Source organism: Rhodoferax sp. (assembly GCF_014859475.1).
Lineage (GTDB): Bacteria > Pseudomonadota > Gammaproteobacteria > Burkholderiales > Burkholderiaceae_C > Rhodoferax.
Window position 1 is genome coordinate 1 of sequence record NZ_JACUUE010000074.1, and the last position, 11642, is coordinate 11642.

9 protein-coding genes and 1 tRNA gene are annotated in these 11642 nt (G+C 61.7%); 7 read left to right on the forward strand and 3 right to left on the reverse strand.

Annotated features, from left to right (window positions below):
* Positions 1-143: 143 nt before the first annotated feature.
* Both IBX54_RS08265 and IBX54_RS08270 read left to right on the forward strand, forming a co-directional pair.
* Positions 144-1172 carry an alpha-ketoacid dehydrogenase subunit beta gene (locus IBX54_RS08265; RefSeq protein ID WP_296542191.1) on the forward strand — a complete coding sequence of 343 codons (1029 nt, stop codon included), beginning with the start codon at positions 144-146 and terminating at the stop codon, positions 1170-1172.
* 1 nt (position 1173) lies between these two features.
* A complete protein-coding gene (locus IBX54_RS08270; protein WP_296542192.1) occupies positions 1174-2628 on the forward strand; it encodes a dihydrolipoamide acetyltransferase family protein in 1455 nt (484 codons plus the stop codon).
* Positions 2629-2649: 21 nt separating this feature from the next.
* Here the strand turns inward: IBX54_RS08270 and IBX54_RS08275 are convergent, their stop codons facing one another.
* Both IBX54_RS08275 and polA read right to left on the reverse strand, forming a co-directional pair.
* On the reverse strand, positions 2650-2871 hold the full coding sequence (locus tag IBX54_RS08275; RefSeq protein ID WP_296542193.1) for a hypothetical protein: 222 nt from the start codon (positions 2869-2871) through the stop codon (positions 2650-2652).
* A gap of 117 nt (positions 2872-2988) precedes the next feature.
* The gene (polA, locus tag IBX54_RS08280; RefSeq protein WP_296542194.1) at positions 2989-5802 is read right to left on the reverse strand and encodes a DNA polymerase I; all 2814 of its coding nucleotides are present in this window, start codon (positions 5800-5802) and stop codon (positions 2989-2991) included.
* A gap of 65 nt (positions 5803-5867) precedes the next feature.
* Between polA and IBX54_RS08285 the strand changes: the two genes are divergently transcribed.
* Genes IBX54_RS08285 through IBX54_RS08295 form a run of 3 tightly spaced genes read left to right on the forward strand, consistent with a single transcriptional unit; the run spans position 5868 to position 7945 of the window.
* Positions 5868-6170 carry a hypothetical protein gene (locus IBX54_RS08285; protein ID WP_296542195.1) on the forward strand — a complete coding sequence of 101 codons (303 nt, stop codon included), beginning with the start codon at positions 5868-5870 and terminating at the stop codon, positions 6168-6170.
* A 3-nt stretch (positions 6171-6173) separates the two neighbouring features.
* Positions 6174-7169, forward strand: coding sequence for a homoserine kinase (locus tag IBX54_RS08290; RefSeq protein ID WP_296542196.1), 996 nt, complete (start codon positions 6174-6176; stop codon positions 7167-7169).
* Positions 7166-7945, forward strand: coding sequence for a BPSS1780 family membrane protein (locus IBX54_RS08295; RefSeq protein WP_296542197.1), 780 nt, complete (start codon positions 7166-7168; stop codon positions 7943-7945). The genes IBX54_RS08290 and IBX54_RS08295 overlap by 4 nt, the downstream gene beginning before the upstream one ends.
* 5 nt (positions 7946-7950) lie before the next feature.
* On the opposite strand, the gene IBX54_RS08300 is transcribed toward IBX54_RS08295, so the two are convergent.
* Entirely contained in the window at positions 7951-10377 is a 2427-nt protein-coding gene (locus IBX54_RS08300) for a UvrD-helicase domain-containing protein (protein ID WP_296542198.1), read from the reverse strand.
* A gap of 91 nt (positions 10378-10468) precedes the next feature.
* Between IBX54_RS08300 and IBX54_RS08305 the strand changes: the two genes are divergently transcribed.
* Positions 10469-11446, forward strand: coding sequence for a GMP reductase (locus tag IBX54_RS08305; protein WP_296542199.1), 978 nt, complete (start codon positions 10469-10471; stop codon positions 11444-11446).
* A 120-nt stretch (positions 11447-11566) separates the two neighbouring features.
* Positions 11567-11642: transfer RNA gene (locus tag IBX54_RS08310), tRNA-Lys, on the forward strand.

Genomic DNA, 11642 nt, shown 5'->3' on the forward strand with positions numbered 1-11642 from the left:
CAAAAAGAGGCTGAACAATTCGGCACGCTGGCCGATGCGCACAGCCAAAGCGTGGCCACCATGTTCGAGGACGTGTACGAGCACATGCCGGCGCATCTGCTGCGCCAGCGGCAAGAACTGCAACATGGATTGGGAGCCTGATCATGGACAACATGCAAACCACGCCCATGACCATGATCCAGGCGCTGCGCTCGGCCATGGACGTGATGCTCGCGCGTGATCCCAACGTGGTCGTTTACGGCCAGGACGTGGGCTACTTCGGCGGCGTGTTTCGCTGCACCGAGGGCCTGCAGCAAAAGTACGGCGACCAACGCGTGTTCGACGCCCCCATCTCCGAGGGCGGCATTGTCGGCACGGCGGTCGGCATGGGCGCCTACGGCCTGCGCCCGGTGGTCGAAATCCAGTTTGCCGACTACGTCTATCCGGCCACCGACCAGATCGTGTCGGAGGCGGCGCGGCTGCGCTACCGCTCGGCGGGCGACTTTACCTGCCCGCTCACCCTCCGGATGCCCTGCGGTGGCGGCATTTACGGCGGCCAAACGCACAGCCAGAGCCCCGAGGCCATATTCACCCAGGTTTGCGGCCTGCGCACCGTGATGCCGTCCAACCCTTTTGATGCCAAGGGCCTGCTGATCGCGTCGATCGAAAACAACGACCCTGTGATTTTTCTGGAGCCCAAGCGGCTTTACAACGGCCCGTTCGACGGCCACCACGAGCGCCCGGTGGTGCCCTGGAGCAAGCACCCGCTGGGCGAGGTGCCGGAAGGTTATTACACCGTGCCACTGGACAGCGCGCGCATCACCCGGCCCGGCAGCGCGGTGACCATGATCGCCTACGGCACCATGGTGCATGTGGCCGAAGCCGCAGCGCTTGAGTCGGGGGTGGACGCCGAAATCATCGACCTGCGCAGCCTGTGGCCGCTGGACCTCGACACGCTCATTCGCTCGGTCAAGAAAACCGGTCGCTGTGTCATCGTGCACGAGGCCACGCGCACCAATGGCCTGGGCGCCGAACTCAGCGCGCTGATCCAGGAACATTGCTTCTACCAGTTGGAGGCGCCCATTGAGCGCGTGACCGGCTGGGACACGCCCTATCCGCATGCCCAGGAGTGGTCATATTTTCCGGGCCCGGCGCGCGTTGGCGCCGCCCTGCAGCGCGTGATGGAGGCCTGACATGAGCACACAAAGTATCAAGATGCCCGACATCGGCGAAGGCATAGCCGAGGTCGAACTGGTGGCCTGGCATGTGCAGGTGGGTGACACCGTGGCGGAAGACCAGATTCTGGCCGACGTGATGACCGACAAGGCCACGGTCGAAATTCCGTCGCATGTGACCGGCATTGTGCTGTCGCTCGACGCGGCCGTGGGCCAGGTGGTGGCCGTGGGCACCGAAATCATTCACATTGAGGTGGCAGGTTCCGTCGACACTGGCTTACCTGAGCCTGAAACCCCGGCCACCAAGAACCCCGTCATTGCGAACGAAGTGAAGCAATCCATGACTTCCGGACTGCATGGACTGCCGCGCTACGCTCGCAGTGACGAAAGCCCTGTTCAGGTGCCGGGTGCGTTATCGACGTCCACGTCCACGCAGACGTCAGCGACAGCTACCGCGCCAGCTCATGCCGTCATGGCGAGGAACGACAGCGACGCGGCCATCCATGTCCCCCTGCACGTTGAAGCATCGGCCGTCACCAAGCCCGTCGCCGCCCCCGCCGTGCGCCGTCGCGCCTGGGAGCTCGGCATCGACCTGGCCAGCGTCAAGGGCACCGGCCCGGCCGGTCGCATCACGCAAGCCGACCTCGACGCGCATACCAAGCACAGCAACGCAAACTCGATAACCTCAATTTCGCGCGCGACCGCGCAAGGCAGCACCAGCACCGGCAGCGCCGACCCGGGCAAGACAATCAACGATCCTCGTTACGCGCAGCGCACTGCTGAAGAAGCCATCCCCGTCATCGGCCTGCGACGCAAGATCGCGCAAAAAATGCAGGATGCCAAACGCCGCATTCCGCACTTCACCTATGTCGAAGAGATTGACGTGACCGAACTCGAAGACCTGCGCGCACGCCTGAACACCCAATACGGGGCCATCCGTGGCCGGCTCACGCTGCTGCCGTTTTTGATCCGAGCCATCGTGCTGGCGGTGCGCCAGCACCCCGAGATCAACGCCCGCTACGACGATGAAGCCGCCGTGGTGACGCGTTTTGCCGCGGTGCATCTGGGGCTGGCCACGCAAACCAGCGGCGGCTTGATGGTGCCGGTGATCCGACACGCCGAAACGCTCGATTTATGGGCCTGCGCCGCCGAAATTTTGCGTCTGGCACAAGCCGCGCGCAGCGGCCGGGCAGCGCGCGAGGAGCTAAGCGGCTCGACCATCACCGTGACCAGTCTGGGGCCGCTGGCCGGCATTGCCCACACCCCTGTCATCAACCACCCGGAGGTGGCCATCGTCGGCCCGAACCGCATCGTCGAGCGGCCCATGCTCAAAAATGGACTGGTGGTGGCACGCAAAATGATGAACCTGTCAAGCTCATTCGACCACCGGGTGGTCGATGGCATGAACGCGGCCGAATTCATCCAGCAAGTGCGCGCTTACCTGGAGTGCCCGGGCACACTGCTGCTGGATTAAGGACTCGCAAAGCAACAAGCTTTAGCCCTTCTTGCCGCCCATCACCAGCAACACGCCACCGACCACAATGGCGCCAATGCCGGCCCACAGCGGCACATTGACCGTTTTCTTTTCCTTCACAGTCATCTCGAGCGGCCCGACTTTGAGCGCTGTGGCGTCCTTGGTGTAGCTGAAGCCACCATAAAGTAGCCCGAGGGCACCCAAAACAATGAGCACCACACCGACGAGTTTGATTGAATTCATGCAAGTACCTCTGTAACGCCTTACCCAAGCTTTGATGCCGACGGCATCGAAGCGTGTAAAACGCCAACTATTTAAGCACGCAAGTTCACTGCGGTTTGTGCTGTGGCGCACAGACGCTCAGTGCGCCTTGTCCCAGTTTGGCCCCACGCCCACCTCGGCCAGCAGCGGCACCTTGAGTTGCGCCACGCCGGCCATCAGTTTTGGCACCTCGTGGCGCACCCAGTCCACCTCTGACTCGGGCACCTCGAACACCAGTTCGTCGTGCACTTGCATGATCATTTTGGTGGCGCGCTGCTCGGCATCGATGACCTGCTGCACCTTGACCATGGCCAGCTTGATCAGATCGGCGGCCGTGCCCTGCATGGGCGCGTTGATGGCGGCGCGCTCGGCACCACTGCGCCGGGGCCCGTTGGGCGAGTTGATCTCGGGCAGGTACAGGCGACGACCGAATACGGTCTCGACATAACCCTGGGCCTTGGCCAGCGCGCGGGTCTGATCCATGTAATGCTTGACACCAGGGTAGCGGTCAAAGTAGCGCGCGATGTAGTTTTTGGCCGCCGTGTTGTCAATGCCCAGCGCCTTGGCCAGGCCGTAGGCGCTCATGCCGTAGATCAGGCCGAAGTTGATGACCTTGGCGTAGCGGCGCTGCTCGCTGCTGACCTGGGCGGTGTCCACGCCAAAGATTTCAGCGGCGGTGGCGCGGTGCACGTCCATGCCGTCGTGAAACGCCAGCAACAGCGCCGCGTCGCCACTGATGTGCGCCATGATGCGCAGCTCGATCTGGCTGTAGTCGGCGCTGGCAATGACGCAACCGGGCGCCGCCACAAAGGCCTCGCGCACGCGCCGCCCCTCGGGCGTGCGCACCGGGATGTTCTGCAGGTTGGGGTCGTTGCTGGAGAGGCGCCCGGTCACGGCCACCGCCTGCGCATAGTGCGTGTGCACGCGGCCAGTGCGCGGGTGCGCCATTTGCGCCAGTTTGTCGGTGTAGGTGCCCTTGAGCTTGGACAGGCTGCGGTGCGCCAGAATTTTGGCGGGCAACGGGTAGTCTTCGGCCAGCTTTTGCAGCACTTCGTCGTCGGTGCTCGGTGTGCCAGTGGGCGTTTTCTTGACCACCGGCAGGCCGAGCTTGACAAAGAAAATCTCGCCGATTTGCTTCGGGCTGCTCAGGTTGAAGGGTTGGCCGGCGAGTTCATGCGCCTCCTTTTCAAGCTGCAAAATGCGTTGCCCAAGTTCGTGGCTTTGCGCCGCCAAAGTGGGTGCGTCGATCAGCACACCGTTGCGCTCGATCCGGTACAAGGCTTCGCTGCTGGCAATTTCCAGCTCGTAAATAAAACGCAATTTGTCATTGGCTTCAAGAAGCGGCCACAAGACCCGATGCACATCGAGCGTCATGTCTGAATCTTCACACGAATACTCTGCCGCCTTGGCCACATCGACCTGGTCGAAGCAAATCTGGCTGACGCCCTTGCCGCACAGGTCTTCAAAACTGATGCCGCTGCGCCCCAGATGACGCATGGCCAGGCTGGCCAGGCCGTGCGGTTTGGTGACTTCGAGCACATAACTTTGCAGCATGGTGTCGTGCGCATAGCCCTGCACCTCTAGCCCATGGTTGGCAAACACATGGCGGTCGTACTTCACGTGCTGGCCGAGCTTTTTGTGGGCCGCACCCTCCAGCCAGGGTTTGAGTTTGGCCAGCACCTCGTCGATGGGCAACTGGGTGGGTGCATCCGGATAGGCATGGGCCAGAGGAATGTAAGCCGCCTCGCCCGGCGTGACGCTGAAGCTGATGCCAACAATTTGCGCGCGCATTTCATCGAGCGAGGTGGTTTCGGTGTCCAGCGCCACCAGTTCGGCGGCCTGCAGCTTGGCGAGCCAGCGGTCAAAGGCATCCCAGGTGAGGATCGTTTCATAGAGCACCGTGCTGATGCGGGGGGTGGCTGGGGCCTCTGGTGTCATATCAGGTTCGTCGAAAAGGCCGGGTTCTCGGTTGCTGGTGACCGACTTGACAGTGGAATTGGGGCCAGAGCCAGCCTGACCATTGCCCGCCGACAGCGCCCGCGCCAGCCCCTTGAAGCCGTATTTTTCATAAAACCCGGCCAGCGCCGCGGTGTTCATGCTGCCCACGGCAATGTCGTCCATGTCGGGCAAATCAGGCAGCCAGTCTTTCAGGTCGCAATCGGTCTTGATGGTCAGCAGCAGGCGACCGGTAGGCAACCAGTCGAGCGACTTCCTCAAGTTTTCCCCCACCGCGCCCTTGATGGCATCGGCCCGGGCCACGATGGCGTCGAGCGAACCGTATTCCTGCAGCCACTTGGCGGCGGTCTTGGGCCCCACCTTGGGCACGCCGGGCACGTTGTCGATGGCGTCGCCCACCAGCGTCTGGTAGTCCACCATCAGACTGGGCGGCACGCCAAACTCAGTGGTCACCCCGGCCACGTCGCGCACCCGACCGTTCATGGTGTCGATGATGGTGATGCGCTCATTGACCAGCTGCGCCAGGTCCTTGTCGCCGCTGCTCACAATCACCTGCATGCCCTGCGCGGCGGCGGTGGCGGCCAGGGTGCCGATGACGTCGTCGGCCTCGACGCCTGGCACCGCCAGCACCTTCCAGCCCATCAGTCGCACCACCTCATGAATCGGTTCGATCTGGCTGCGTAAGTCGTCGGGCATGGGCGAACGGTGAGCTTTGTACTGCGGGTACAAATCATCACGAAAGGTGGGGCCTTTGGCATCAAAAACACAGGCTGCGTACTCGGCGGGTACGTCCTTGCGCAGGCTTTGCAGCATGTTGATCATGCCGCGGATGGCCCCGGTGGGGCTGCTGGCCGGGTCGCCAGGCACGGCGCGCAGGTCGGGCATGGCGTGAAAAGCGCGGTACAGGTAGCTGGAACCATCGACCAGCAGCAAGGTTTTAGCGGGGACATTGTTCATGTCGGCATTTTGCCTGCACCCGGCACGCCAATGGCCTTACCGCTGGCTTTCTCTACAATCAAAAGATGCGCTCAACCTACATCGCCCTACCCTTCCTTCTGGCCAGCGGCCTGGCATGGGGCCAAACCCCTTATGCAACCGCTGCGACGACCCCCGCTAGCGCGACTGTGCAACGTGACCCCCCTGCCAAGGCCAAGGCGCAACCGCGCGTCGAGCACATATTGGTGGAAGATGCCGGCGCGCGCATTGACGAGGTGCGCGTGGGCGGCGAAACCCAAAGCATCACAGTGCAGCCCAAAAACAACATGCCGGCCTACCAGGTGGCACCCAAAACGGGTGAGCGCACCTGGAAAGTGCTGGGATTCTGAACGATGGCGGTCTATACAGAAGTCTCGTTCGATGAGGCCAGCGCGCTGCTGCGGCTGCTTCAGTTGGGCGAACTGCAAAGCCTGCAAGGCTGCGTGGGCGGCATCGAGAACACCAATTATTTTGTCAGCGCACTCAAAAATGGCCAGCACCATGACTACGTGCTAACCCTGTTCGAGCGCCTCACCCTGAACCAGTTGCCGTTTTACCTGCGCCTGATGAAACACCTGGCGCAGCGCGGCATTGCGGTGCCGCAGCCGCATGCCAACGCCCTGGGCGAGCTGGTGTTCAAGGTCAAGGGCAAGCCCGCTGCCGTGGTTGACAAGTTAAGTGGTCAAAAGGAGCCCCAGCCCGGCCCGGCACACTGCGCCCTGGTGGGCGCCATGCTGGCCCGCATGCACCTGGCCGGGCGCGACTTTGATATGCGCCAGCCCAACCTGCGCGGCCTGGACTGGTGGAACGACACCGCGCCGGTGGTGCTGCCTTACCTGACGGACGGCCCGAAAAACCTGCTCACCCAGGAGCTGGCTTACCAAAACCAGCTGGCAAGCCAGCCCGCCTATGCCGCCCTGCCGCGCGGCCCGATCCACGCCGATCTGTTTCGCGACAACGTGATGTTCGAAACGGTGGCGGGTCAGCCTGTTTTGCGCGGCTTTTTTGATTTTTACTTTGCCGGCGTTGACAGCTGGCTGTTCGACCTGGCGGTGTGCCTCAATGACTGGTGCATCGACCAGACGAGCGGCGCGCACCACGCGGTTAATGCCCACTATTTCCTGACTGCCTACAACGCTGAGCGCCCGCTGCAGGCGGCAGAGAAAGAACTGCTGCCGGCCCTGCTGCGCGCCGCCGCCCTGCGCTTCTGGCTGTCGCGCCTGTGGGACTTTTACCTGCCGCGCCAAGCCAGCGTGCTGCAAGCCCACGACCCCGCGCATTTTGAACGCATCATGCGCCATCGGGCCGACCAAATCCGGGACTATCCGGCACTCGAATCCATCACATGAAACTCAAACTCGTTCCCGCCCGCACCGGTGCCACCTGGGTCAAGCTGGGCATGCAGACCTTCTTCAAACAACCGCTGGCGCTGGCCGGTCTGTTTTTCATCTTCATGGCGCTCATGTCGCTGGCCACCATGCTGCCGCTCATCGGCTTGCCGCTTGGCATGACGCTGCTGCCCGCGGCCACGCTGGGGCTGATGGCGGCCACCCGCGAAGCCACCCAAGGCAAGTTCCCCATGCCACTTATTTTGTTCACCGCCTTTCGCGCCGGGCCCGCCAAACTGCGCGCCATGCTGGCGCTGGGCGCCCTGTACGCGGCCGGTTTCATGCTGGCCATGGGTGCTTCGTACCTGGTGGATGGCGGTGGCTTTGCCCGGCTTTACATGGGCGGCAGCACACCCACACCGGAGCTGCTGCAGTCGTCCGACTTTCAGCGCGCCATGTGGGTCTTCATCGGCCTGCACTTGCCACTGTCGCTGATGTTCTGGCACGCGCCGGCGCTGGTGTTCTGGAACGACTTGCCACCGTTGAAAAGCATGTTTTTCAGCATCGTGGCCTGCTTTCGCAATTTCTGGGCCTTTACCTGGTTTGGCCTCACCTGGATGGGCGCCATCGTGGTGGCCATTCTGCTCATCGGCACAGTGGGCCCCCTGCTGGGCAACCCGACGTTGTCAGGCATTTTGTTGTTTCCAGCGCTGCTGCTGCTGGCATCGATGTTTTTTACCTCGCTGTACTTCACCTACCGCGACAGTTTCGAGCCTGAAACGCCTGCGCAGGCCTGATCAAATCAGGGCACGGGCGTGAGCTTGGCCACTGACAGCGCCAGCCATTTCACACCATGGCGCGGAAAGTTGATTTGCGCGCGCGCATCGTCGCCCTTACCTTCCAATGTCAACACCGTACCTTCGCCAAACTTGGCATGAAACACCTTTTGCTTGGCGCGCAGGCTGTTTTGCGCCTCGGCCTTGGGTTGCGCCACTGGCGGTGGGGCGGCAGCTGAAAAGCGCGAATAGTCCGTGCCGAACGGGCTTGCCGGACGCTTGCCATAGGCATTTGAACGACCTGAATACAGGGCATCTGAAAAGCTGTCCGACTGGCCAAAACCGGGGTGTTTGGGCGTGATCCATTTCAGGGCTTCTTCGGGCAACTCTTCAAAAAAACGGCTGCGCAGGTTGTAGCGCGTCTGGCCGTGCAGCATGCGGGTTTGCGAATGGCTCAAGACCAGGCGCTTGCGTGCACGCGTGATCGCCACGTACATCAGACGGCGTTCTTCTTCCAGGCCATCGCGGTCGCTCATGGCGTTTTCGTGCGGGAACAGGCCTTCTTCGATGCCGGTAATGAACACGCAGTCAAACTCCAGGCCCTTGCTGGCATGCACCGTCATGAGCTGGATGGCATCCTGGCCGGCCTGTGCCTGGTTGTCACCGGCCTCCAGCGCGGCATGGGTCAGAAAAGCTGCCAACGGCGAAAGGGTTTCGCCGGTCTCGAGATCGGGCGCGGGGATGTCGATCAGCGGCTGGTTCAGGTCCAGGCCTTGCGAGGCCGGTGACTGGGTGAGCGGCTGGCCCAACTCATCCACCGGCAGCGCCACGGCATCGCGGCCAAAGCCTTCAATACTGACAAAACTCTCGGCCGCGTTAACCAGTTCTTCCAGGTTTTCCACGCGGTCGGCACCTTCGCGGTCGGCCTTGTAGTGGTCTGTCAGGCCGCTATGGTCGAGCGTGAGCTCAATCGTTTCACGCAGACTCAAACCCTGCGTCTGCTCGCGCAGCACGTCGATGCCCGCCAGAAAGCTGCCAATCTTGGTGCCCGCCTTGCCACTGAGGCCGCTGACCGCATCGCTGAGCGAGCAGCCGCTGGCGCGCGCCACATCCTGCAATTGCTCCAGGCTGCGCATGCCGATGCCGCGCGGCGGAAAGTTGACGGCGCGCAAAAAACTGGTGTCATCGCGCGGGTTCTCCAGCAGGCGCAGGTAGGCCAGCGCGTTCTTGATTTCGGCACGCTCAAAAAAGCGCAGGCCGCCATACACTTTGTAGGGCATACCGGCGTTGAAGAGCGCGGTCTCTATCACGCGGCTTTGCGCATTGGAGCGGTACAGCACGGCAATTTCCTTGCGCTCAAAACCGTCGCGCACCAGCTGCTTCATCTCGTCCACCATCCACTTGGCCTCGGCAAAGTCGCTGGGGGCCTCGAACACCCGCACCGGCTCGCCCGGCCCCTGCGCGGTGCGCAGATTCTTGCCCAGGCGCTTGCTGTTGTGGCTAATCAGCGCATTGGCGGAGTCCAAAATATTGCTGCCGCTGCGGTAGTTTTCTTCAAGCTTGATCTGGTGGCGCACCTTGAACTCGCGCACAAAGTCGGCCATGTTGCCCACGCGCGCACCGCGAAAGGCGTAAATGCTCTGGTCGTCGTCACCCACGGCCAGCACACAACCGGTCGGCTGGAACGCACCATCTGCCGTGCTGTGTGCGCCCGTGCCGGCCAGCATCTTGATCCAGGCATATTGCAGCTTGTTGGTATCCTGAAACTCATCAATCAGAATGTGCCTGAAGCGGCGCTGGTAATGCTCCCGAATCGGGTCGTTGTCGCGCAGCAGCTCGTAGCTGCGCAGCATCAGCTCGCCAAAATCGACCACACCTTCGCGCTGGCATTGCGCCTCGTAGAGCTGGTAAATTTCGATCTTTTTGCGGGTTTCATCGTCGCGCGCCTCGACCATGTTGGGGCGCAGGCCATCTTCCTTGCAGCCGCCAATGAACCACTGCATTTGCTTGGGCACAAAGCGCTCGTCATCGATGCCAAACTGCTTGTACAGCCGCTTGATGGATGACAACTGGTCCTGCATGTCCAGAATCTGAAAACTCTGCGGCAAGTTCGCCAGCTTGTAGTGGGCGCGCAAAAACCGGTTGCACAGCCCGTGGAAGGTGCCAATCCACATGCCGCGTACATTCAGCGGCAACATGGCGGCAAGGCGCGTCATCATCTCCTTGGCCGCCTTGTTGGTGAAGGTGACCGCCAGAATACCCCCGGGCGACACCTGACCAGTTTGCAGCAGCCAGGCAATGCGCGTGGTGAGCACCCGTGTTTTGCCGGAACCCGCCCCCGCCAGAATCAGTGCGTGCTCGGCGGGCAGCGTGACGGCAGCCAACTGCTCGGGGTTCAGATTGTTCAACAGGCCGGCATCTGGTGCGCTGGGAGAGGTCAGGTTTGAAAACATGGAGGCATTGTAGAAAGCCACCCGACTTCGATAGAATCAAGCACCGGGCCCAAGCAATTGTGGCCCGTTTTTTTTGAACAGGTGCCAGACCATGGAAATCTTCGACTACGACAACATCTTGCTACTGCCGCGCAAATGCCGGGTGGCGAGCCGCTCTGAATGCGACGCCAGCGTGCAACTCGGGCCGCGACGCTTTCGCCTCCCGGTGGTGCCCGCCAACATGAAAACCGTGGTGAGCGAGGACATCTGCATCTGGCTGGCGCAAAACAACTACTTTTACGTGATGCACCGGTTCGACCTGGACAACATTCAATTTGTCAAAATCATGCGCGAACGCGGCCTGTACGCGTCCATTTCGCTGGGCGTCAAAAAGCCGGATTACGACACGGTCGATCAACTGGTGGCGCTAGGCCTGGCACCGGACTACATCACCATCGACATCGCCCACGGCCACGCCGACAGCGTGAAAAACATGATCGGCTACCTGCGCGAAAAAATCCCGAGCACCTTCATCATCGCCGGCAACGTGGCCACGCCCGAGGCCGTGATCGACCTGGAAAACTGGGGCGCGGACGCCACCAAGGTCGGCATCGGCCCGGGCAAGGTCTGCATCACCAAGCTCAAGACCGGTTTTGGCACCGGCGGCTGGCAGCTCAGCGCCGTGAAATGGTGCGCCCGCGTGGCAACCAAACCCATCATTGCCGACGGCGGCATCCGCGACCATGGCGACATTGCCAAGAGCATCCGTTTTGGCGCCACCATGGTCATGATCGGCTCGCTGTTTGCCGGCCACGAGGAATCGCCCGGCGCCACAGTGGAGGTGGACGGCAAGCTGTTCAAGGAATATTACGGCTCAGCCAGCGACTTCAACAAGGGCGAATACAAACACGTCGAAGGCAAGCGCATTCTGGAACCGATCAATGGCACGCTGGCTGGCACGCTCATTGAGATGGAGCAGGACATACAAAGCTCCATCAGTTACTCAGGCGGCAAGAGCCTGATGGACATCCGCAAGGTCAATTACGTCACCCTGGGCGGCGACAATGCGGGTGAGCATTTGCTGATGTGATCAGTTGATGCAGACTGTACGAGAATCATTTTGGTGGCTTCTTGCGCACGAGATTTGCATGGCATTTGCTCTGCTAGAATTCGGCACTTAGCGATGCACTTTCCGCATCACTGAAACCCAGGGAACTTAGCTCAGCTGGTAGAGCAGCGGACTCTTAATCCGTAGGTCGAGAGTTCGAACCTCTCAGTTCCCACCA